General features: G+C 69.0%; 12 protein-coding genes. 7 read left to right on the top strand and 5 right to left on the bottom strand.

All coding sequences use genetic code 11. The features are described 5' to 3' along the window. Positions 1-17 precede the first annotated feature (17 nt). From GON09_RS16730 to GON09_RS16715, 4 genes are all read left to right on the top strand, one after another. A complete protein-coding gene (locus tag GON09_RS16730) occupies positions 18-977 on the top strand; it encodes a cutinase family protein (protein WP_213932760.1) in 960 nt (319 codons plus the stop codon). A 684-nt stretch (positions 978-1,661) separates the two neighbouring features. Beyond that, positions 1,662-3,551 (top strand): long-chain-fatty-acid--AMP ligase FadD32, encoded by a 1,890-nt coding sequence (gene fadD32 / locus GON09_RS16725; RefSeq protein WP_213932759.1) that lies wholly within the window; start codon positions 1,662-1,664, stop codon positions 3,549-3,551. A gap of 53 nt (positions 3,552-3,604) precedes the next feature. Then, on the top strand, positions 3,605-8,551 hold the full coding sequence (gene pks13, locus GON09_RS16720) for a polyketide synthase Pks13 (protein ID WP_213934489.1): 4,947 nt from the start codon (positions 3,605-3,607) through the stop codon (positions 8,549-8,551). Positions 8,552-8,559: 8 nt separating this feature from the next. Next, positions 8,560-10,101: an acyl-CoA carboxylase subunit beta gene (locus tag GON09_RS16715; protein ID WP_213932758.1), complete on the top strand. Its 1,542-nt coding sequence runs from the start codon at positions 8,560-8,562 to the stop codon at positions 10,099-10,101. A gap of 25 nt (positions 10,102-10,126) precedes the next feature. Here GON09_RS16715 and GON09_RS16710 read toward each other — a convergent pair whose 3' ends face one another. From GON09_RS16710 to GON09_RS16695, 4 genes are read right to left on the bottom strand one after another with little or no spacing between them, the layout of a single operon-like run. After that, positions 10,127-10,768, bottom strand: coding sequence for a TetR/AcrR family transcriptional regulator (locus GON09_RS16710; protein ID WP_213932757.1), 642 nt, complete (start codon positions 10,766-10,768; stop codon positions 10,127-10,129). Positions 10,769-10,828: 60 nt separating this feature from the next. Beyond that, complete coding sequence (locus GON09_RS16705; RefSeq protein ID WP_213932756.1) at positions 10,829-11,263, bottom strand: hypothetical protein; 435 nt, start codon at positions 11,261-11,263, stop codon at positions 10,829-10,831. A gap of 49 nt (positions 11,264-11,312) precedes the next feature. Continuing rightward, the gene (locus GON09_RS16700) at positions 11,313-14,621 is read right to left on the bottom strand and encodes an arabinosyltransferase domain-containing protein (protein ID WP_213932755.1); all 3,309 of its coding nucleotides are present in this window, start codon (positions 14,619-14,621) and stop codon (positions 11,313-11,315) included. A gap of 44 nt (positions 14,622-14,665) precedes the next feature. Continuing rightward, positions 14,666-17,962, bottom strand: coding sequence for an arabinosyltransferase domain-containing protein (locus tag GON09_RS16695; RefSeq protein ID WP_213932754.1), 3,297 nt, complete (start codon positions 17,960-17,962; stop codon positions 14,666-14,668). Positions 17,963-18,115: 153 nt separating this feature from the next. Here GON09_RS16695 and GON09_RS16690 point away from each other — a divergent pair, with 153 nt between their 5' ends. Continuing rightward, complete coding sequence (locus GON09_RS16690) at positions 18,116-20,893, top strand: FAD-binding and (Fe-S)-binding domain-containing protein (RefSeq protein WP_213932753.1); 2,778 nt, start codon at positions 18,116-18,118, stop codon at positions 20,891-20,893. An 89-nt stretch (positions 20,894-20,982) separates the two neighbouring features. Beyond that, positions 20,983-21,423 (top strand): DoxX family protein, encoded by a 441-nt coding sequence (locus GON09_RS16685; RefSeq protein WP_213932752.1) that lies wholly within the window; start codon positions 20,983-20,985, stop codon positions 21,421-21,423. On the opposite strand, the gene GON09_RS16680 is transcribed toward GON09_RS16685, so the two are convergent. Further along, a complete protein-coding gene (locus GON09_RS16680) occupies positions 21,398-23,344 on the bottom strand; it encodes a galactan 5-O-arabinofuranosyltransferase (protein ID WP_213932751.1) in 1,947 nt (648 codons plus the stop codon). The two genes, GON09_RS16685 and GON09_RS16680, sit on opposite strands and share 26 nt — an antisense overlap. A 155-nt stretch (positions 23,345-23,499) precedes the next feature. On the opposite strand from GON09_RS16680, the gene GON09_RS16675 reads away from it, so the two are divergent. After that, positions 23,500-23,820 (top strand): hypothetical protein, encoded by a 321-nt coding sequence (locus GON09_RS16675; RefSeq protein ID WP_213932750.1) that lies wholly within the window; start codon positions 23,500-23,502, stop codon positions 23,818-23,820. Positions 23,821-23,847 lie beyond the last annotated feature (27 nt).

Raw genomic sequence — 23,847 nt, 5'->3', positions numbered from 1 at the left:
CGCGGGGACAGCACGAGATGGTCAGGACGAAGCAGCGTCGCGGACGCAGGATCGTGGTCGTAGGGGCGCTGCTCGTCCTGGCGATCGTGCTGGTGCTCTGGTATCTGCTCGCAGGGCGATTGGACATCCCCTCGCCGATTCCCACGCCACCGGGGCCGGAGGAGCCGCAGTCGCAGCCGGCCTCGTGCCCCGATGTGCAGGTCGTCGCCGTGCCGGGCACGTGGGAGTCCGCAGTGGGCGACGATCCGTACGCTCCGGCCGCCAACCCGTACTCGCTCCTGCTCAACGTGACAAGGCCGCTGCAGGAGCGTTTCGACGCCCAGCGTGCCGACGTCTACACCGTGCCGTACGTCGCGCAGTTCTCGAATCCCGTCGCGATCCCGCCGGACGGTCAGCAGTCCTACAACAACAGTCGCAGTGAGGGATTCGCGGCGACCACCGACATCCTGGCGCGACGTTCGGCCGAGTGCCCGCTGACCACCTACGTGCTCACCGGTTTCTCGCAGGGCGCGGTGATCGTGGGCGACGTCGCCGCGCAGATCGGTGCCGGCAACGGCCCGGTCCCCGCAGATCGGGTCCTCGGTGTCGCGCTCGTCGCCGACGGTCGCCGCGACGGGGTGTCGGGTACCGACATCGGTGCGCCCGTCGCGGGGGTGGGCGCCGAACTGTCGCTCGACGGCCTACGACTGCCGGGCATCACGATGACCGGTGCGCGTCCCGGGGGATTCGGGGAGCTCGACGACCGCACCGTCCAGATCTGCGCACCTACCGACAGCATCTGCGATGCACCGCCGAACGCGCTGAATCCCGCGAATTGGATGTCGGCCGCTCCGCGGCTGCTCGAGTACGTCAACAATCCGATCCACGCGATGTACAACACCTATGTGGTGGACGAGAACGGCACCACCGCGACGCAGTGGATTGCGAACTGGGCGGCCGAGAAGATCGACGGCGCACCGGAACCCGCAGAAGAATGAGGCGGCGGCGCCACCGGTGAGCGGGGTGGTTCCACTCGAGGTGAGCCTTCCCACATATTACTCGTCGGTAGTGTCCGATCTCACCACCCGGTACACTCGATTGACGGGCTGCCTTTAGACTCATCCCTCGGCTGCGTGCCCGGCCGTCCGGGATCGTGGCGCACGACGACTGCCACAGGAGAAGAGGTTCATGGTGCCAGCGACGGCACGGCGAACGGCCGGCCCCCTCCGGGGGTGTACCGACGGCCCGCGACGGGGAATGATCCTTGTCACGAGCTCTCGCGTCGGTCGGTCGTACGTATCCGGGCACCGTTCCTGGGCAGACGCAGGCGACGGGCAGCACTGCCGGCCGGTGTCGGCGCCGAAAAACCGTCGCACACAATCGGATCGTGCGCTCTTCTCGTTCGACGGGCGCGGAATGTGTGCGTGAAGACGACCATGTCGTATCTTTGTGTTTCCCGTAAGCAAGGGGGAGCGTTCCTCCGGGCGACCGCACTTTGCAAGGGTGCGAGTGATGCCGATCTGTAACATATTCGTGATCTGGGGTCGATGGACACGTTCGACGAGTGGACCGCCGGAAGCCGTGGGGGGCGGTGTCGGTACGACGATCCGCCGGCGCGGAGGAAAAGTTAGTGGCGCAACCATGTCGAGTGGTTGTGGGATCGCTTCGACAGGGAGAAGGAATTGAGCGTCGGGTTCGAAGAGTTCATCGATGAGAACGGGCGGATCAGGCTGCCGCAAGGGCAGACCCTGCTCGATCACCTCGAAGAGAACTTCGCTTCAAACGGTGACGACCTCGCCTACCGGTACATCGACTACTCGCGGGAACGCGACGGCGAGGTACACGAGCTGACCTGGGACCAGTTCGGCGTGCGCATCAAAGCCATCGCCGCGCGCCTGCAGCAGGTCACCGCCCCCGGCGACCGCGTCGCGATCCTCGCTCCGCAGGGGCTCGACTACGTCGTGTCCTTCTTCGCTGCGATCTATGCCGGCACCATCGCGGTACCGCTGTTCGATCCCGACGAGCCCGGCCACACCGATCGACTGCACGCCGTTCTGGGCGACTGCACACCCAGCGCGATCCTCACCGCCACCTCGTCCGCAGCCGGCGTGCGGCAGTTCTTCCGCCCGCTCCCCGCAGCGCAGCGCCCCCGCGTCATCGCCGTCGACGCCATTCCCGACGCGGTCGCCGAGTCCTGGAACCGGCCGCCCATCGGCACCGACGACATCGCCTATCTGCAGTACACCTCCGGTTCGACCCGGGTTCCCGCCGGCGTCGAGATCACCCACCGGTCGGTGCTCACCAACGTCATCCAGATGGCCGACTCCATCGAGCTGAACGAGTCGTCGCGTGGCGTGACCTGGCTGCCGCTGTTCCACGACATGGGTCTGCTCACCGTGATCCTCCCCGCGGTCGGCGGCAAGTACATCACCATCATGAGCCCGCGTGCCTTCGTGGCCCGCCCGAGCCGCTGGATCCGCGAGCTCGCCGCAGTCTCCGACGGTGCCGGCACCTTCGCCGCCGCGCCGAATTTCGCGTTCGAGCACGCCGCGGCCCGTGCGGTCCCCAAGCCGGGTGAAGAACTCGACCTGAGCAACGTCATCGGCCTGATCAACGGCAGCGAGCCGGTCACCACCGCGTCGATGCGCAAGTTCAACGAGGCGTTCGGCCCCTACGGCCTGCCCCGCACGGCGATCAAGCCGTCCTACGGCATGGCCGAGGCCACCCTGTTCGTCTCCTCCACCCGCCACAGCGACGAGGCGAAGGTCATCCACGTCGACCGCGCCGCGCTCAACGCCGGCCGGATCGTGCGCGTCGAGCCCGACGCCGAGAACGCCATCCCGCAGGTCTCCTGCGGTTACGTCGCGCGCAGCCAGTGGGCCGCGATCGTCGACCCCGAGAGCGGCGCCGAGATGCCCGACGAGCACGTCGGGGAGATCTGGCTGCACGGCGAGAACATGGGCATCGGCTACTGGGGTCGCAAGGAAGAGACCGACAACACCTTCCACAACCGCATCACCGAGCGTCTCCCCGAGGGCAGCCACGCCGAGGGCACCCCGGACGACAGCAAGTGGCTGCGCACCGGCGACTACGGCGTCTACATCGACGGCGAGCTGTACATCACCGGTCGCGTCAAGGACCTCGTGATCGTCGACGGCCGCAACCACTACCCGCAGGACATCGAGTTCTCGGCGCAGGAGGCCAGCTCCGCCCTGCGCCCCGGCTTCGTCGCGGCCTTCGCGGTTCCGGCCAACCAGCTGCCCCGCGAGGTGTTCGACAACGACGCCTCCGGCCTGCAGTTCGACGCCGACGATTCTTCGGAGCAGCTCGTGATCGTCGCCGAGCGCGCTCCCGGCGCCGGCAAGGCCGATCCGCAGCCGATCGCCGACGCGGTGCGTGCCGCGATCTCCACCCGGCACGGTGTCACCGCACGCGACGTGCTGCTCGTGCCGGCCGGTTCCATCCCCCGTACGTCCAGCGGAAAGATCGCGCGGCGGGCGTGCAAGACCGCATATGTCGAGGGAACGCTGCGCGGTGGTTACCAGCAGCAGGCCTTCCCGGACAGCGTGTAAGAACGAATGTCCTCTTTCCCGGGTAGCGTGGTGGGTTGATGTCTGACACTGAAATGACGGTTGCGCAGCTGCGCGAATGGCTGCGCAACTGGATCGCCGACGCGACCGGTCAGCCGGTCTCCCAGATCTCGGACGATCGTCCGATGGAGGAGTTCGGTCTGTCCTCCCGGGACGCAGTCGCCATGGCGGGCGAGATCGAGGAGCTCCTCGGTGTCACGCTGAACGCGACGATCGCCTACCAGCACCCGACGATCGCGTCCCTCGCGACGCGCATCATCGAGGGCGAGCCCGAGGCACCCGCCGACGACGACTCCGCCCTGTACACGGTCGGTGCGGTGGCGGGTTCGAAGGACATCGCCATCGTCGGCCTGTCCACCCGTTTCCCGGGCAACGTCGACACCCCCGAACAGATGTGGGAGCTGCTCGCGTCCGGACGCGACGGCATCAGCGATCTGCCCGAGGGCCGCTGGTCGGAGTTCGAGAACGACCCGGCCGTGTGGGAGTCGATCCGTAACGCCAACACCAAGGGCGGCTATCTCGGCGACGTCAAGGGCTTCGACGCCGAGTTCTTCGCGATGTCGCCGCGCGAGGTCGAGATGGTCGACCCGCAGCAGCGTCTCGCGCTGGAGCTGACCTGGGAGGCGCTCGAGCACGCGCACATCCCGCCGAGCGAGCTCAAGGGTGGCTCGGTCGGTGTGTTCATCGGCAGCTCGGCGAGCGACTACATGCTCCTCGCGGTCGGCGACCCGTCCGCAGCGCATCCCTACGCGCTCACCGGCACCTCCACCGCGGTCATCGCCAACCGCGTGTCGTACTTCTACGACTTCCACGGCCCGTCGGTCACGCTCGACACGGCGTGCTCGTCGTCGCTGGTCGCCGTGCACCAGGCTGTGCGCGCGCTGCGCAACGGCGAAGCCGACGTCGCCCTCGCCGGTGGCGTCAACATGCTGCTCGCCCCGGCCGGCACCCTCGGCTTCGACGAACTCGGCGTGATGGCCCCCGACGGCCGCATCAAGGCGTTCTCCGCCGACGCCGACGGCATGATCCGCGCCGAAGGCGGCGGTCTCGTGGTGCTCAAGCGTCTCGAGGACGCCGAGCGCGACGGCGACGACATCCTCGCGGTGATCGCCGGTTCGGCTGTCAACCAGGACGGTCGTTCCAACGGTCTGGCCGCCCCCAACCCCGAAGCGCAGGTCGACGTATTGCGCCGCGCCTACCGCGACGCGCAGATCCTGCCGTCCGGTGTCGACTACATCGAGGCGCACGGCACCGGCACGGTGCTCGGCGACCCGATCGAGGCCGACGCGCTCGGCCGTGTCGTCGGCCGCAGCCGCGAGGACGACAAACCGGTCCTGCTCGGGTCGGCCAAGACCAATTTCGGTCATCTCGAGTCCGCTGCCGGTGCGGCCGGTCTCATCAAGGTCGTTCTCGCGATGCAGAACGACCGGCTCCCGCCGACGCTCAACTACACGGCGCCCAACCCGTACATCCCGTTCGACACCGCGCACCTGAAGGTCATCCCCGAGGGCGCGACGTGGCCGCGCTACACCGGCCGCGCCGTCGCGGGCGTGTCCGGATTCGGTTTCGGTGGCACCAACGCGCACGTCGTCGTGCGCGAGTACACCGGCCCCGCCGATTTCGAAGCTTCCGAGGCCGAGGTCGAGGTGCTGCCCGAAGAGATCCCGGCGACCCTGGGGGAGCAGGCCGAGACCGCTCGCGAACTTCCCGTCCTGCTTGCCGTTTCGGCCGCGATGCCGTCGCGTCGCCGTCGTGCGGCCGCCGACCTCGCCGACTGGCTCGAGACCGAGCAGGGCAGCACGACGCCGCTCGCCGACGTCGCCCGCACGCTCGCGCGTCGAAACCACGGCCGGTCCCGCGCGATCGTCGTGGCGGGCAACCACGGCGAGGCGATCGCCGGTCTGCGTGCCGTTGCCGCCGGCAAGCCCGCACAGGGCGTGTTCACCGCCGACGCTCCGGCATCCAAGGGCGCGGTGTGGGTGCTGTCCGGTTTCGGTGCCCAGCACCGCAAGATGGCCAAGCAGTTGTACCTCGAGAACCCGGTCTTCGCGGCGGCCGTCGACGAGGTCGACGAGCTGATCTACGACGAGTCGGGCTACTCCATGAAGGAGAAGTTCCTCGACGACGCGCAGGACTACGACGTCGAGACCGCGCAGGTCGGCATCTTCACGATCCAGATCGGTCTCGCCGCGCTGCTGCGTCACCACGGCGCCGAGCCTTCCGCGGTCGTCGGCCACTCGATGGGTGAGGCCGCCGGTGCCTACATCTCGGGCGGACTGTCGCTCGAGGACGCCGTGCGCGTCATCTGCTCACGCTCGCGTCTGATGGGTGAGGCCGAGTCCGGCCTGACCGGCGACGACATCCGTCTCATGGCCCTCGTCGAGTACAGCGCCGCCGAGATCACCGACGTGCTGCCCGACTTTCCGCAGCTCGAGGTCTGCGTCTACGCGGCGCCGACCCACACCGTCATCGGTGGCCCGCAGGAGCAGGTCAACGCGATCGTCGCGCGTGCCGAGGCCGAGGAGAAGTTCGCCCGGGTCCTGCAGACCAAGGGTGCGAGCCACACCTCGCAGGTCGATCCGATCCTCGGCGAACTCGCGGCCGAGCTCGCCGGTATCGAACCGCACCGCCTGAAGGTCGACCTGTACTCCTCGGTCGATCAGGAGACCCTCTACCGCGCAGGTCACGACGGCATCCACGACGTCGAGTACTGGACCAAGGGCATGCGCCACAGCGTGTACTTCACGCAGGCGATCCGCCAGGCCCTGTCCGACGGGCACACCACCTTCGTCGAGCTCAACGCCAACCCCGCGACGCTCATGTCGGTTGCGGCGACGGCCTTCGACGCCGGTGTGCAGGACGGCCAGTTCATCCAGACGCTGAAGCGCAAGGAGGACGAGTCGCTCGGCGTCCTCGCCGCCCTCGCGCAGCTCTACGTGCACGGGCAGTCGGTCGACCTGAAGACCCTGCTGCCGGAAGGCGACTACGCCGATCTGCCGCGCACCGCCTTCCTCCGCAAGCCGTACTGGGTCGACGCCAGCATCGGCACCTCCGGCAACGGCCGGGTGCCGGGCGCCCGGGTCGCCCTGCCCGACGGTCGCTACGTCTGGGAGGTGCAGGCCTCCGTCGTCACCGACACGGCCGAACTGCTCGTCGCGGCGGCCTCGCAGGTGCTGTCCGACGTCACGCTCACCGCGTCCATCCCGCACACCGACGTCCCCGCGACCGGCACCCTCACCACGACGCTCACCCGGCATCCGGGTGGCGCGTCGCTGCAGGTGCACGCGAACACCGGCGACGGTTTCACGCTCGTCCACGAGGGTGTCGTCACCTCCGGAGAGCCGCTGCCCACACCCGTCGCGGCTGCTGCGAAGCCCGCCGCGCAGGCCGAGGAGCTGCCCGAGGTCGTCGAGTCGTTCGGCGACAAGTGGGATCCGAACGGATCGCAGACCCTCGACGACCGCCTGAGGCTGATCGTCGCCGAGTCCATGGGCTACGCGCCCGAGGACCTGCCGGCCGAGATCCCGCTCATCGAGCTGGGCCTCGACTCGCTCATGGCCGTCCGAATCAAGAACCGCGTCGAGTACGAGTTCGACATCCCCCAGCTGCAGCTGTCGGCTGTCAAGGACGCGAGTCTGCGCGACGTCGCGAAGTACCTGCGGTACGCCGTCGAGAATCGCGAGGAGGTCGCGCAGCTCGCCGAGCAGCAGGCCGCCGAGAAGGCAGCCGAACGGGCCGCCGCTGCTGAACAGCACGAGCTCCCGCAGGTCGCGGGGCAGGACGAGCTCCCGCAGGTCGAGGACACCACCGCGGTGGGCGAGGCCGAACAGATCCTCGCCGAGGCCGAAGCACAGACCACGGCCGAGGCATCGGCAGCGACCGAGCCCGAACAGGAGTCGAGCGGAGTCGACGTGCCGCCGCGCGACGCCGCGGAACGGTTGACCTTCGCCTCCTGGGCGGTGATCACCGGAAGGTCGGCCAAGGGCATCTTCAACCCGCTGCCGAAGCTCGACCGCGCCGACGCCGAGCGACTCGCCGCCCGGCTGACCGAGCGGTCCGAGGGCGAGATCACCGTCGACGACGTGCTCGCCGCCTCGACCATCGAACAGCTCGCCGAGACCGTCCGGCAGCACCTCGAATCCGCCGACCGCATCGACGGACTGGTGCGCACGCTGCGGCCCCGCGTCGAAGGATCGGACGCCGTGCCGGTCTTCGTCTTCCACCCCGCGGGTGGATCGACCGTCGCATACGAGCCGTTGCTGCGCCGCCTCCCGGCGCACACCCCGGTGTTCGGTTTCGAGCGCACCGAGGGCCCGATCGACACCCGCGCCCAGGCGTACCTACCACTCATCGAAGAGATCCAGGGCGACGGACCGTACGTACTGTGCGGCTGGTCGCTCGGCGGTGTCCTCGCTTACGCGGTGGCCCGTCTGCTGCGCGAGAAGGGTAAGGACGTGCGCCTCGTCGGCCTCATCGACACGGTCATGGCCGGTGAGAAGGTCGAGGACACGCCCGACGAGATCCGCAAGCGCTGGCAGCGTTACTCGGCGTTCGCGAAGAAGACCTACGGGATCGACGCGCCGCTGCCCTACGACCTGCTGGCCGAGGCCGGCAGCGACGAGGAGCAGATCGGCATCCTGATGGGGCTGCTCGAGCTGAGCGGGGCGCAGATTCCCGGCGGCATCATCGAGCACCAGCGCACGTCGTGGCTCGACAACCGTGCCATTCAGACCGCGGAACTCGCGCCCTACGGCGGCAAGGTCGTGCTGTACATGGCCGACAAGTACCACGACGACGCGATCGATCTCGAGCCGGCCTTCGGCACCCGGCAGCCCGATGGGGGTTGGGGCGAGGTCGTCGAAGATCTCGAGGTCGTACACGTCGGCGGCGATCACCTGCAGATCGTCGACGAACCGTACATCTCGAAGGTGGGGGAAGACCTGACCCGCAAGCTGGCCGACATCGAGGCCTCGAGGAGCTGAACGAACAAGTGAGCACCACGGCACAGAAGCTGGCCGAGCTGCGCGAGAAGCTGGAGGTGGCGAAGGAGCCTGCGGGCGAACTCGCCGTCGCCAAGCGCGCGAAGAAGGGCATCCCGAGCGCCCGCGAGCGAATCGACATGCTGCTCGACAGGGGCAGCTTCGTCGAGATCGGCGCGCTGATGAAGACGCCCGGCCGCGACGACGCCATGTACGGCGACGCCGTCGTCGTCGGACACGGGACGGTCGACGGCCGCCCGGTCGCGGTGTTCTCCCACGACCAGACCGTCTTCGGCGGCAGCGTCGGTGAGATGTTCGGCCGCAAGGTCGCCGCGGTCCTCGACTTCGCGCTCAAGATCGGCTGTCCGGTCGTCGGCATCAACGACTCCGGTGGTGCCCGCGTGCAGGACGCCGTCACCTCGCTCGCCTGGTACGGCGAGATCGGCAAGCGTCACGAGCCGCTGTCGGGTCTGTGTCCTCAGATCTCGGTGATCGTCGGCAACTGCGCCGGTGGTGCGGTCTACGCGCCGATCAACACCGATGTCGTGGTCGCCACCGAGGGCTCACACATGTTCGTCACCGGCCCGGACGTCATCAAGGCGGTCACCGGTGAGAGCGTGAGCCTCGAGGAGCTCGGTGGTGCCCGTCAGCAGGCCGAGTACGGCAACGTGCACCACGTCGCGCCCGACGAGAAGGCCGCCTTCGAGTGGGTGCGGCGGTACCTGAGCTACATGCCGTCCAACGCGCAGGAGAAGCCGCCGATCGTCAATCCCGGTCTCGAATCGGAGATCACGCCCGACGATCTCGAACTCGACACGTTCATGCCCGACGCCGACAACTCCGGCTACGACATGCACGACATCCTGCTGAAGATCTTCGACGACGGCGACTTCCTCGAGGTCCGCTCGCAGACCGCGCCGAACATCATCACCGGCTACGCGCGTGTCGACGGTCGTGCCGTGGGTGTCGTGGCGAACCAGCCGCTGTACCTGTCGGGTGCGCTCGACGCCGCAGCCGCCGACAAAGCCGCGCACTTCGTGCGCGTGTGCGACGCCTACGACATCCCGCTCGTGTTCGTCGTCGACACCCCGGGCTTCCTGCCCGGTGTCGAGCAGGAGAAGATCGGCGTCATCAAGCGTGGCGGCCGGTTCCTGTTCTCGTACGTCGAGGCGTCGGTGCCGAAGGTGACCGTCGTGGTTCGCAAGTCGTACGGTGGCGGTTACGCGGTGATGGGTTCCAAGCAGCTCGGCGCCGACATCAACTTCGCGTGGCCCACCGCGCGTATCGCCGTGATGGGTGCCGAATCGGCCGTCGCGGTGATCGGCCGCCGGCAGATCGAGGCCGCGGGCGAGAACGCTCCGGCGGTTCGCCAGCAGCTCATCAACTTCTACAACGAGCATGTCGCGACGCCGTACATCGCGGCCGAGCGCGGATATGTCGACGCGGTGATCGAGCCGTCGACCACCCGCCTCGAAATCCGCAAGGCGCTGAACCTTCTTCGTGACAAGGAAGTGTTCAAGAACCCGCGGAAGCACCATCTGCTGCCGCTGTAGAGCCGTTGCCGACGGGGCCTGTGCACTAGGACGTGCGCAGGCCCCGTCGCGCGTATCCGACGATCTGCTCGACCTCTGCGTCGGCGTCGAAGGTGGACGCCTCCCTCCACAGCAGATGCTCCATCACCGCGAGCAGGAGGATCGAGGTGGTGAGCGAATCCCGTTGCGGGTCGGTCGATCCCAGCTCGGTGATGGGGACGGCGAGCACCTCCGCGACCGCCTTCTCCAGATCCTCGCGCACCTTCGGTGCGTGCGACCGGCCACCGGCGGAGGACACGACATTGCGGGTGGCGGCGGCGATCTCGGGATCGACGGCCTGGCTGAGGACGGCCGCTATGCCGGCGCGCAAGGCGTCGTCGGGGTCGGCGGCCTTGTCGATCCTGTGACGCAGATACCGGACGAGGCGGTGCCCGCCCTCCTCGACGACGGCGTCGACGAAATCGCCCTTGCTCTTGAAATAGCGGTAGAAAGCGTCGTTGGAGAGTCCCGCGGCGGCCACGATGTCGGCGACTCGGGCGGGTTCGCCCCGGGTGAGCAGTTCGCGTCCGCACCGGATCAGGGTGTCGACGTCGCGGCTCGCGGCCTCCTGCCGGGGCGACAGGCTTCTCTTCACGGCCTCGGAGGCGCGGGGCGACAGGGTCGACCCAGCTGAATTCTCGGTGGTCACCCGCTCATTCTAGATTGCAGGAACCGCATTCTCGCAGCGCGTGGCGTCGTGGGGCCGTGCTCAGGGAACCGTCCAGGAGCCCCGGCCCGGCAGGAAGGTGATGTCGGTGGTCGTCACGACCGCCTCGATACGTCCGGACCCGGTCTCGAACCAGGGGTACTCCCAACCTGCGGAGGGGATAGGCGGGTAGATCGGCAGGGTGACGGTGCCACGCTGTCCGGTGGTGACGTTCGTCCAGTTCACGAGGCACGGACACTGGAAGCTGCTGCCGAATCGCGAGAAGCCGGGACGCTCGGGGTCCACACCGACGGTCACGCCCTCGTTGACGAGGAGACCTCCCCACCCCGCGGACCCGGTACCACCGGCCGCGCCGATCACCGGGCTCAGGGTCGTGGCCACGACGGGCTCCGCGGACGCCGCGGGAGCGGCGACCACGCCGAGCGCGAGAGCCGCGCCCAGGGCGGCCGTGAATGCGATCTTCCTCGAGGTCGTCATGACCTGCGTGTCGCCCGGAGCGTCACATCCGTTACTCGCGCCCCACCCCTCACTCGTAGACGCGCATCGGCGCGGGCTTCCACAGACCCGACCGCGTCACCTCGGTGGTGGTCAGTTCCGCCGGCTGCGCGTTGGGGTAGAAGCGCACGTACCGCTCCACCGAACCCCAGTCGCGACCCCAGTCGTTCTCCAGGTAGGTGGGCACCTGCTCGGGTCGCGCCAGGACCTCCGCGAAGCCGAGCGGGCCACCGTTGTCGGCGGACTGCCAGGTGTCGGTCGACGACACCGCGAGCGGACGGTCGGGAAGGACCCGGTAGTTCGGCATCTCGGCGACGCCCGCCCAGTGGTCGAACGGCCGCTGGCACGGGAACTGCAGACCCACGGCCCAGTCCAGCAGGAGCGGCTGCTCGGAACCGAGCTGGGCGTCGAGCCGCTCGAGGGTCGGGACGCGCGGCGGCGTGAACGCCAGCCACTGGTCGCCGGTGAGGTTGGGGTCGTTGGCGACGATGCGGACGGCATCGACGTCGTCGGGCAGGTCGGCGAGCGGCACGCGCAGGTTCCGCCACGACGGTGCGGGACCGATGTCGCGCGGCAGGTAGGTGCCCTTCGCCTCGACAGTGCCGTCGGCCTGGCGGGTGCCGTACTCGACGAGCAGCGACTGGCCGTAGGTCAGTGCGCCGGTGTCGTCGTACGACCAGATGCGACCGGCCGCGGAGATGATCACCAGCGGCGTCTCGTCGGTGATCTCCGGCAGGGCGTACCAGCTCGACGTGAGCGAGGCGGGTTCCTGCACGCCGTCCTGGTAACTGCCGAGCACCGGCGTGACGGCCGGGTCGAGTCCGAAGGGCAGGCGCACGGTGCTGCCGTTGACGGTCTGCTCACCCGAGCCGCCCGTGGTGCCGCCGCCCGCGCCGGTCTCGAAGGTGGGGCCGACGCTCTGGTTGTCGGTGTTGCCCTGACCGGGCTTCACCTCGACGTAGTCGGCGGTCAGATCGGACGGCACGCCGTCGGGAGTGAAGCCGCGCGGCGCAGCACCGGCGAGCGGATCGCCGTCCGCCGGGGGATTACCCGGATCGATGATCGGTTCGAGACGTCCCTCGTTGGGGTCCGCCTCGACGAGCACGTCGTTCGCGAGACCACAGGTCTGCCCGGCGACCGCACCGATGTTGGACCGGGCGAGCGAATACGCGGGGTACTGCGACACCGCACCCTTGAGCAGCGACAGCACCTCGAACAGCACCATCGCCGCGGCGACGACCGTGAGCGGCGCGGCCGCGAGGGCGCGGATCCGGCGGCCCTTCCTCGTCTCCGGCGACTCCGGCGGCGGCGCGTATCCCTCGCGGAGGTACTGCCACGCGACGAGTACCAGCGCGAGCCCGAACAGGATCAGGAACAGCGAGCTCGACTGGTAGCCGCTCAGCGAGACCGTCTTGTCGAACCACGGCACGCCGTAGCTCGAGACGTACCACCAGCCGTTGATACCCGCGAACGACACCGCCAGGATGAACAGCAGTCCGGCAAGGAAGATCGTGCGGTTGCGGCGCGACCGCAACGCGCTCGCGGAGACCACGACGGCGGTGACCGTCGCGAGCGATCCGGCGATGCCGGCGTACGCCCCGAAGTGGTGGGTCCACTTCGTGGGGTTGAACATCATGAAGAAGATCGTGCCGAAGACGATGCCGAGCAGACGCCAGGTCGGGCTCACGGCGACCCCGGGGATGCGGCGGCGGCGCAGCAGCACGAACAGTGTCGTGAACAGGCACAACAGCATCACGAGGAACGCGAAGCGGCGCGGCAGCGACCCGTCGACGGTCTGCACCATCAGGTAGTAGTAGCGGAGGAAGTCGTTCCACCACTCTTCGTTGGGGCCGATGATGGTGCGCACGCGGGTCGCTTCGAGGACCGCGGCGAGGGTCTGGTCGGAGAACACCACGACGAGCACGAGCAGGCCGGCCGCGCCGATCGGGGCGAGCAGCGGCAGGGTGCCGACCTCACGGTGGCGGCGCACGATGATCCGCGTCATCGGCCGGATGCCGGCGATGAGCGCGGCGATACACATCAGGCCGGTCGGTGCCGCGGCGAGGGTGAAGGCGCCGATGAACACCGCCGTCGCGGCGGGCAGCAGACGACCGGTCGCGATGGCGCGTTCGATCGAGCACCAGGTGAGCAGCGCACCGAGCGCGACGATCGGCTCGGGCCGCAGACCGTTGTTGTAGGGCAGCCAGAAGGCGAGGAAGACCAGTCCGCCGGTCCACAGCGCGATGCGGTTGTGCCGCACGGCCCGGCCGAGACGCGGCACCACCTCACGGCTGATGACCATCCAGCACAGGATTCCGGCGATCAGCGCCGGGATGCGCATCCACGGGCTGGCCGTGGAGATCTTCGCGAACGCCGCCAGCACGTCGTAGTACCAGCCGAAGGGAGCTTCGGGGACACCGAACCAGCGGAAGTAGTTGGCCATGTAGCCGGAGTTCTCCGACGCCCTGGCCATGGTGAGCAGGTAGCCGTCGTCGGAGGTGTTCGCGCCGAAGAAGTGCCAGCCGACGAGCGTGACGACGACGACGACGTCGACACCGGTGAACTTCCACCAACGGGACGGCAGGAACCGGCGGTGCCCACGACCGTCCGTGCCGTCGAGCTTGGCCAGCGCGCCGAGCGCGAGCGCCGTCGACAGCACCGCGAGGATCATCGCGAGGGATTTCACCAGTGTCGGCGACGACGTGAATCGGGAGTCGACGTCGACGGTGACCTCGAGGCCGGGAACGGCGGTCGGCAGGTCGCTGAACACACCGACGACGAGCGGCCGCAGGTCGCCGGTGAGCTCGCCGGCCCGCGGGTTGCCGTTCTCGTCGGAGAGGCCGACGAACTCGGCTGTGGTGCGTTCGGAGTCGGAGAAGATCTGCAGTTCGCTGCACGCACCCGACTCGACGTCGGCGCGCGGCGCGGTCGCGACCACCACGTTGCGGTCGAGGACGTCGACGTTCTCGGCGCCGACCCGCACGAACATCGCGTTGAGCGCGGCGTCCTGCCCGCTGGTGGGGGCGGTCGCGAGCAGCATGCCGCCCTCGGCGGGCATCCCCGCGATGGCGGTGCACGGCACGGTGGCGCGGAACTGCAGGGGGACCTGCGACATCAACGGCAATTCGACGTCGGTCGCCGCTGCGTCCTGCGGCCACGACATCGTCGCCTCGGTCACGCGGACCGGAAGGAACGGTGTGGCCAGCGCCAAGATCATGCCGAGCAGCCCGGCGACGACGGCGACGAGCCGCGCGGTCCGGTACCGAGTGCGAAGGTCCTCGCCCATCGACCGTGGAGCGGTCGGAGCGGGCGCGGGTGAGGTCGTCACGTCGTCGGGCACGGGAGTCGATGGTATCCGGCGACGTGGTGTGACGGCACTCGCCCTTACTCCAACAGGACCGGTACCCCGTCACGGATGCGGCCGGGCGACCACAGGCCGGAGCGGGTCGTCACGTCGGTGCCGATCTCCGCGGGGGAGGCCTCCGGATCGATCGGGAGGTACTGCTCGAGCGATCCCCAGTCGCGATCCCAGTCGTGATCGAGATAGGTGGGCACCGTCTCGGCGTTGAGCAGCAGCGGGATCCAGCCGAGCGGGCCACCGCCGATGTCGTCCTGCCAGCCGTTCGTCGCGTCGGCCCCGACACGGTCGGGCAGGATGCGGTACTCGGGGACCTCGGCGACACCGTTGCGGTGACCGAACGGGCGTTGGCACGGGAAGGCGAGACCCACCGACCAGTCGATCAGCACCGGAGCGTCGGATCCGACGACCTCCTGGAGGGTCTCCATGCGCGGCATACGCGGCGGGGTGACCGCGACCCACTGGTCGGAGGAGAGGTCACCGTCGTTCACGACGATCCGGACGGCGTCGGCGTCGGCGGGGATCGCGTCGCTCGGCACGCGCAGGTTGCGCCACGAGGGCGACGGGCCGATGTCGATCGGGGCGACGGAACCGAGCGGTGTCACGTCCTCGCCGGATGTCGTGCCGAACTCGAGGAGGACTTCCTGACCGGGGGTGATGACACCGTCGGGGTCGACATAACGCACGCGTCCAGCGGCGGTCACGACCAGCAGCGGTGTCTCGTCGGTGCGCTCCGGCAGCGCGTACCAGCCGGATTCGAGTTCGGCCGACTGCTGCACCCCGGCGCGATAGCTGCCGAGGACCGGGGTGGTCTGCGGGTCGAGTCCGAACGGCAACTTCACGGTGCTGCCGTTGATGCCCTCGTCGCTGGTGCGTCCGCCCTCGGTGCCGGCGCTGGTGGAGGTGGTGGTGCCACCCTCCTCGCTGTCGACCGTGTTGGCGCCACCGGTCGTGGTGGTCTCCGCGTCGGCCGTGAGGTCGAGCGCCACTCCGTTCGGGGTGAAGCCGACTGCGGTGCCCGCGCTCAGTGCCTCACCCGGATCACCGTCGACGGGCTGCAGCATCGTCGCGTTCGGGTCGGTCTCCACGAGCACCTCGTCGGCGAGCGCGCAGTGGTCGCCGGTGAGCGCCGCCGCGTTCGACTTCGCGATCGAGTAGGCCGGGTACTGCGAGACCGCGCCCTTGAACAGCGACAACACTTCGAACAACACCACCGCCGCCGCGACCAGCGTGAGCGGCGCCGACGCCAGCGCCCGGACCCTGCCGTTGCGGTCGGGGCGCGGCGTGGTGAACGGCTCGCGCAGGTGGAACCATGCGGCGAGGAGCAGCGTGAGCACCGTCAGTCCGAGCAGTGCCGTGGAGAAGGCGTAGCCGGAGATCGACGGTGGCTTGTCCCACCACGGGATGCCGTAGCTCGAGACGTACCACCAGCCGTTCGAGCCGGTGAACGCCATAGCCAGGACGAACAGCACCCCGGCGGTGAACAGCGCCCGGTTGCGTGCCGAGCGGATACCGACGGATCCCACCCCGATCGCGGCGAGCGCCGCCACCGACGCGGCCAGGCCCGCGTACACACCGAAATGGTGCGTCCACTTCGTGGGCGTGAGCATCATGAGCAACAGCGACGCGAAGACGATGCCGAGGATGCGCCGCGACGGTCCGATCGCGGTGCCCGGGATGCGGCCCTTGCGCAGGATCAGCATGACGCACACGACCAGGCACAACAGCATCACGAACACACCGAACCGGCGGGCCAGCGAACCGTCGGGGGAGACGGTGAGCAGCGCGTCCCAGCGCAGCCGCTCGTCGAACCACGGCACGTTCGGGCCGACGGCCGAGCGCACGCGTGTCGCCTCGAGGACGGACGCGAGCGTCTGGTCGGCGAAGACCGCGATGAGCACGACGGTGCCCGACGCGAGGATCGGCGCGAGGGGCGCGACGACACCGACGAGATATCGGCGCGCGACCAGCACCTTCACCAGGGGGCGCAGCCCCGCCACGAGCGCGGCCACCGCGATCAGGCCGGTCGGGCCGGCGGCGAGCGAGAAGGCCGCGACGAGCACCGCGATCGCGGCGGGCAGCATGCGCCCGGTCGCGACGGCACGCTCGACCGAACACCAGGTCAGCAGTGCACCGACCGCGATGATCGGCTCCGGGCGCAGGCCGTTGTTGTAGGGGAGCCAGAAGGCGAGGAAGACCAGTCCGGCCGTCCACAACGACACCCGGCTGTGCCTTACGGCGACACCGAGCCGGGGGATGACCTCGCGGCTGATGACCATCCAGCACAGAATCGCCGCGACGAGCGTGGGCAGCCGCATCCACACGCTCGACGTCGAGACCTGCGCGAACACGACGAGCACGTCGTAGAACCAGCCGAACGGCGCCTCGGGCACACCGAACCAGCGGAAGTAGTTGGCCATGTACCCGGCGTCGCCGGACACCCGCGCCATGTTGAGGATGTAGCCGTCGTCCGAAGTGTTCGCGCCGACGATGTGCCAGAGCAGCAGAGTGCTCACGACCACGGCATCCACGAGGGTGAACCGCCACCAGCGGGCCGGCAGGAACCGGCGCGCGCGGCGCCCGTCGATCCCGTCGAGTCGATGCAGGGCGACGAGGGAGACCAGCGTCGCGAGCGCACACACGATCATCGCGAGAAGTTTGAGGACCGTGGGGGTCGAGGTGAACCGCGAGTCGAGCTCGGCGCGCACCGACAGCCGTTCGGCGGAGTCGCTGCCGTCGGGTTCGAAGGTCTCCGCAGAGCCGGTGAGCTCGCTGAAGACCCCCACCACCTGGGGGCGCTCGTCGCCTTCCAGCTCGACCGTGACCGGCGGGTCCGCGCCCACGATCTCGGCGGCGGTGCGTTCGGAGTTGGAGGCGACGGTCACCGCGGTGCACGGCGTGTCCAGAGGCGCCGCGACGAGCACAGAGTTGCGCAGGACGGCCTCGATGGTGCCGGGGGCACCATCCTCGCCGGGGACCGCGCGGATCACGAGGCCCTCGGCGGTGGCGTCGGGGGAGCCGGACGGAATGGTCGAGACGAGGGTGCCGCCGTCGGAGCCGAGTTGCGATGCCGCCGCACACGGCACGCTCACCCGCAGCGTGAGCGGGGTGTAGGTGACGAGCGGCGCCTCGACGCTGTCGACGGTGCCGTTCTGCGGCCACTGCAGCTCACCGGTCTCCTGACGGACCGGCAGGAAGGGCAGGCTCAGCGCCAGCACGAACCCGAGCAGCCCCGACACGATCGCAACGATCCGCGCGGTGCGGACCCGCGATGTCGGATCGGACGAATCGGTTTTCCCGGGCGAAGTGGTATCGGCTGGCACAAGCGTCGATGCTAGGCGAGTCGCGTCACGGGGCTGGGTCCTGCCACTGCACGAGCGCTGCGGTGTCAGGGTGGCCGCACTACTGCCGGCGTACTTCCGCGGTTCTGCCCGACCACCTCCGGCACGGCGTCCCCGCCACTAGCATCGCTGTCTATGAAGACCTCCACCCCGATCGGGCGCGCTCTGCGCGCGGCGGGCATCGGGGAGGTCTGCGACGACTCGACCACGCGCGCGCTGTACTCGTCCGACGCCTCCCTGTACCGCGTTCCGCCGCAGGCGGTGGTGCGCGCCCGATCGATCGACGACGTCGCCGCGACGCTCGACGTGTGCCGGCGCGAGGGTGTTCCCCTCACCTCCCGCGGCACCGGCACCTCGCTCGCGGGCAACGCTGTCGGGCCCGGCGTCGTCCTCGACTTCTCGCGTCATCTGAACCGAGTTCTCTCCGTCGACCCCGAGACCCGGACCGCGCGGGTGCAACCGGGTGTCGTGCAGGCCGAGCTGCAGCGCGCCGCCGCTCCGCACGGTCTGCGCTTCGGTCCCGATCCGTCCACTCACAACCGGTGCACGATCGGCGGGATGATCGGTAACAACGCGTGCGGGGCGCGTGCGCTCGGTTACGGCCGCACGTCCGACAACGTCGTCGCTCTCGAGGTACTCACCGGCACCGGCCACCCCCTGTCGCTGCCCGGTGAGGATCCGATGCTGGAGCCGTTGCGGGAGATCGTCGCCCGCGACCTCGCGACCATCCGCACCGAATTCGGCCGCTTCGGCCGGCAGGTGTCGGGTTATGCGCTCGAGCATCTGCTGCCGGAGAACGGTTTCGACGTCCGGAAGCTGTTCGTCGGTAGCGAGGGCACGCTCGGGATCACGACCGAGGCGACGGTGCGGCTGGTCGTCGATCCCGCCTTCCGCACGATGGTCGTGCTCGGTTATCCCGACATCGTCGCCGCCGGGAACGCCGCGCACGGACTGCTGGGTTTCCGGCCCACGGCGTGCGAAGGGCTCGACTCGCGGATCGTCGACATCGTCCGCGCTCGGCGCGGACCGGACGCGGTACCGCCGCTCCCTTCGGGTGCGGCATGGCTGTTCGTCGAACTGGCCGGTGACGACGCGGACGAGGTCCGCGACCGGGCATGCGCACTCGCTCAGGCCGCCGCTGCCACCGACGTCCTGCACGTCGAGGATCAGGCGCGTGCCGCTGCGCTGTGGCGTATCCGGGAGGACGGGTCCGGCCTGTCGGCGAGAAGTCCGAAGGGATTGCCCGCGCACGCGGGATGGGAGGACGCCGCCGTCCCCGCTCACCGCGTCGGCGACTATCTCCGCGACTTCGAGGAACTGCTCGCCGGATACGACGTCACCGGCTATCCCTACGGGCACTTCGCCGACGGCTGCATCCACATCCGCCTCGACATCCCCCTCGAGGTGCCGGGACTGTTCCGCGAATTTCTCTTCGAGGCCGGCAAACTCGTCGCCGAGTACGGAGGGTCGATGTCGGGGGAGCACGGCGACGGACGCGCCCGGAGCGAACTGCTGCCCGTGATGTACTCACCCGACGCGCTCGCGCTGTTCGGGGCCGTGAAGTCGGTCTTCGATCCGGAGAACCTCCTCAACCCCGGCGTGCTCGTCGACCCGCGTCCCGTCGACGCCGACCTCCGCGTCCCGGCGGCCCGGAAGATCCGGGAGGGTCTGGCCTTCCGCTATCTCGAGGACGGCGGCGACTTCACGCAGGCCGTGCACCGGTGCACCGGGGTCGGCAAGTGCCGCGCCGACAACACCGGCACCGGCGGGGTGATGTGCCCGTCCTTCTTCGCGACCCGCGAGGAGAAGGACTCCACCCGAGGACGTGCCCGGGCGCTGCAGGAGATGCTCAACGGTCACCTCGTCGACGAGTCGTGGCAGTCGCCGGAGGTGCACGAAGCGCTCGAGCTGTGCCTGGCGTGCAAGGGATGCCTGTCGGACTGTCCGACCGGGGTCGACATGGCGACCCTCAAATCCGAAGTCCTGCACCAGACTTACCGAGGGCGACGACGTCCGGCCGGCCATTACGGCCTCGGCAGACTGCCGAAGTGGGCTGCGATCGCCTCCCGTGCGCCACGCGCTGTCAACGCCCTGGCCCGGGTCCCGGGTGTCGCCCCGCTCGGGTTGACGGTCGCCGGTCTCGACCGACGCCGTCGTGTACCGACGTTCGCGCCCCGGACTTTCCGGAAGTGGTTCGCCGACACTCTCCCTCGACGATCCCGCACGGGCGACCCGGTGCTGCTGTTCGTCGACACGTTCACCGAGTACTTCACCCCGGAGATCGGGGCCGCCGCCGTGCGCGTGCTCGAGGCGGCCGGGTACAGCGTGCACATCACCGACGAACCCCGATGTTGCGGACTGACGTGGATCACCACCGGTCAGCTCGACCAGGCACGAAAGATCCTGGGTCGCACCGTCGCCGAGCTCTTCCGCAGCGGCATGCCGATTGTCGGGCTCGAGCCGTCCTGTACCGCCGTCCTGCGCTCCGATGCGGTCGAACTGCTCGGTTCCGCACCTGCTCGTCTCGTGGCCGACAGCACCACGACCCTCGCCGAACTCCTCGCGGACTGGGAACCGCCGTCGTTGGACGGCACACAGATCGTCGCGCAACCCCACTGTCACCACCACGCCGTCATGGGGTGGGGCGCCGACGCAGCCCTGCTGCGACGCGCGGGTGCCGACGTGCAGAGGCTCGGCGGATGCTGCGGCCTGGCCGGGAACTTCGGCGTCGAACGCGGGCACTACGACGTGTCGGTGGCGGTCGCGCGGACCCAGCTGCTCCCGGCGGTGGAGGCCGCGTCGGACGATGCGGTGATCCTCGCCGACGGGTACTCGTGCCGTACCCAGCTCGACGATCTCACGACGCGGCGCGGAACCCACCTGGCCGAGTTGCTCGCCTCACGACTGCCCTGACGGCGAGCCGGTCGTCGGCGATGAGTTTTCGTGCGGACTCCGGTCGGTATCTGCGACCGCACCGATGCTCCGTCTACCAGGAGGACGTCATGAACACCTTCACCGCATCCACCCCCGGCACCCGCGACGACACCGCCGCGGCGCCCTCACGCACCGCCCGCATCGCAGGTCTGATCGTCAGTGGTCTCGTCGTCCTGTTCCTGCTGTGGGACTCGATCATCCACATCGCCAACGTTTCGCAGGTGCAGGAAGCGATGGCCGATCTCGGATTCGACCCGAGCCTCAACCGAGTGTTCGGCGTCGTCCTGCTCGTCTGCCTGATCGCCTACGTCCTGCCGCCTACCGCGATCCTCGGCGCCGTACTCCTCACCGGCTATCTCGGCGGTGCCGTCGCGACGAATCTGCTCACCGAACAGCCGATCGTCAGCACGACCCTGTTCCCGATCTACACCGGAATTCTGGTGTGGGGCGGATTGTGGTTGCGCGACATCGGAGTTCGTCGCATCATGCCGGTTCGCCCGTCGCGGTGACGACGACGAACGGACCCACCTCGGTCACGGTGAATCGCGGATCGTCGAACAGTTCCTTGGGGAAGGTCACCGTGTACCGCCGCACATTGGGATCGTTCGGGTAGACGTCCTCGGCCAGACGCAGCGTGTAACCCTCGGCGCCCTGTCGGAAGACGACGGCGTCGGGGGCTCGCCACGGCAGCTCCTCCCACGCGGCGAGCAGTTCGTCGGGGGAGGAGAGCTCGGACCACTCCTCGATCGCCGTCGCGCGCGCGGAGAATTCAGCCAGCGGGTTGGCGTAGTGCGAGGTCAGGGCCTGGAAACCGAAGTACGGGTAGTAGGCGAGAAAGGACGTGTCGGCCGTGAGGACCACGTGGTCGTCACGATCGCCGCCCAACTGCGACAGCAGGACGTCGTCCACCTCGGCATAGTAGGACGCGGCGCCGGCGGGACGCTGGTCGGCGCGTTCACCGGCCCCGTCGGTGTCGGTGTAGGCGACGGTGATCTCGCCGGCGAGCACCTGCGGAATGTTCTGGGTGAACGCCAGTGCGCCGAGAGCGCCCACTGCCACGAGAACCCTACGCACGCGCGGGTTCTCGCTGGTCGCCAGACTGATCCACCGCGAGAAGTCGACGAAGGCGAATGCGCCTGCAGCAGCGAGGAGCACGAGCAGAATCACTTCGAGACGGAACGCGAGCAGGGTGTTGCCCACTGCGGTCGCCGCCATCGACGCCAGGTACCACAGGTAGACGGCGATCACGCCGAGGCCGAGCGCCTGCGCCCGATGCGACGACGACGCCCGGCCCACGAGCCACACGGTGCCCAACAGAGACAGCAGTCCGATCAGGGACATGTGGAACATCGGCAACGGCAGTCGCGCACCGGCGTCTGGGAGATAGTGCGTCGCGGTACCGGATTCGGACGGAGTGTTGCCACCGAGCACCTCGAACACGAACGGCGCCCATACGATCAGGGCCACAAGCATCGCGATCGCCGCGATCGCTACGAAACGCGTGAGGACGGGAAGAGCCGCGCGCCACGATCCACCGGCGCGACGCGCAAGGTACGCCGCGACGACGGCCATCACTGTCACCGCGAAGGCCGCGATGCCGAGATAGAGGGTGTAGAAGGTCGCGGCGATGCCGAGGAACAGGCCCGTGCCCACGACGGCACCCCAGCCCTGCCGTGCGCGCTTTCGGTAGTCGGAACTACCAGAAACGCGCACGGGTGCGAACGCGCCCCAGGCCAGCACCAGCGCCGGCGCGACCAGCACGGCGATCACCGCCCCGTACGGCTCCGGCGAGCCGTAGGCCAGCACGACCAGCGTCGTCGCCGTGGCCGCGAGCACCGCCAGGTCGGAGCGGACGAGCTCGGACCACAGCACCAGTGCGACGACCGCTGCGACCGCCAGCGAACCGATCGCGTACGGCTTGAACGCTTCCCAACCGTCCATGCCCAGCAGATTCGCGACGCGGCCGCCGACCCAGAACCACCCGGCCGGATAGAACGACGGCAGGTCGGCGTAGTTCATGTCACGCAGCGCCGCGCTGTCCGTCAGCCGCGTGAGGAACTGGGTGCGGAACTCCTGGTCGACGGAGATGCCGTGCAGGTAGAGGCGGGTCGCGGCGAGCGGCATTCCGAGAGTCGCGGTGACCAGGCCGGACAGTGCCGCCCACGACAGCACGCGCGCACCCGTCACCCATCTGCGGCGACGCAGCAGATAGATCGACAGGCCGAGGGCAGCGAGCGCCGCGAACTGCATGACGGTGGTGACGGCCTGCGTCACATTCGACGAATTGAACGCCGGCCACTGCACCCGGTCGAAGGCGAACAGTCCCACCGCCGCGACGAGTGCTGCGATGAGCGCTGCGCAGGCGAACTGCACGAGCGTCGAGATGGCACGGCGTAACGGGGCTACTGCTACAGGAGTGTCGACGAGCACCCCACGAGCATAGAGATGCGTCCGCGAGGCGAACGGTGGCCCGATCCGAGCCGCAAACTCCCACATTTTTCCCGTCGCGACCCTCATTCTGGAAGTTGCGTCGGGAAACCGGGCCGTCGGTACGGCCCGGGGAATCCGAACGAAAGGCTCAGATCATGACAGGTAAAGCGGTTCGTGCGGCACTTGCGGCACTCGCGACGGCACCTTTTCTCGTCTTCGGGGCGGCGCAGGCCTCGGCGTATCCGGTGATCGAACCGGGTGCGCCCGGCGGTCCCATCGACGGCCGCCTGTACGACCACCGCGGTGTCGACCCCTACCAGTGCATCGTCCTCGGGACACCGGGTGTCGGCTACGCCACGAACGAGGCGGGACAGGACGGCACCGTGAACGGTGTCTTCGTGAACGAAGGATCGATCAACCACTGGTGCTACGGGCCACCCGGGATGATCCACAGTGGAACCGGGTACGTCAGGTAACCCCCTGAAAAGGCGACTGCCCCGCCG

It is taken from the genome of Rhodococcus sp. B50 (assembly GCF_013602415.1).
Lineage (GTDB): Bacteria > Actinomycetota > Actinomycetes > Mycobacteriales > Mycobacteriaceae > Rhodococcus.
Note: the sequence above shows the minus strand (reverse complement) of the source record. Positions and strands in the feature narration are given on the sequence as shown.

Coding starts and splice junctions, on each gene's coding strand:
- GON09_RS16730 (WP_213932760.1), top strand. CDS start 18: ATGGTCAGGACGAAGCAGCGTCGCGGACGCAGGATCGTGGTCGTAGGG.
- pks13 (WP_213934489.1), top strand. CDS start 3,605: ATGACGGTTGCGCAGCTGCGCGAATGGCTGCGCAACTGGATCGCCGAC.
- GON09_RS16705 (WP_213932756.1), bottom strand. CDS start 11,263: ATGACGACCTCGAGGAAGATCGCATTCACGGCCGCCCTGGGCGCGGCT.
- GON09_RS16690 (WP_213932753.1), top strand. CDS start 18,116: ATGAAGACCTCCACCCCGATCGGGCGCGCTCTGCGCGCGGCGGGCATC.
- GON09_RS16685 (WP_213932752.1), top strand. CDS start 20,983: ATGAACACCTTCACCGCATCCACCCCCGGCACCCGCGACGACACCGCC.
- GON09_RS16675 (WP_213932750.1), top strand. CDS start 23,500: ATGACAGGTAAAGCGGTTCGTGCGGCACTTGCGGCACTCGCGACGGCA.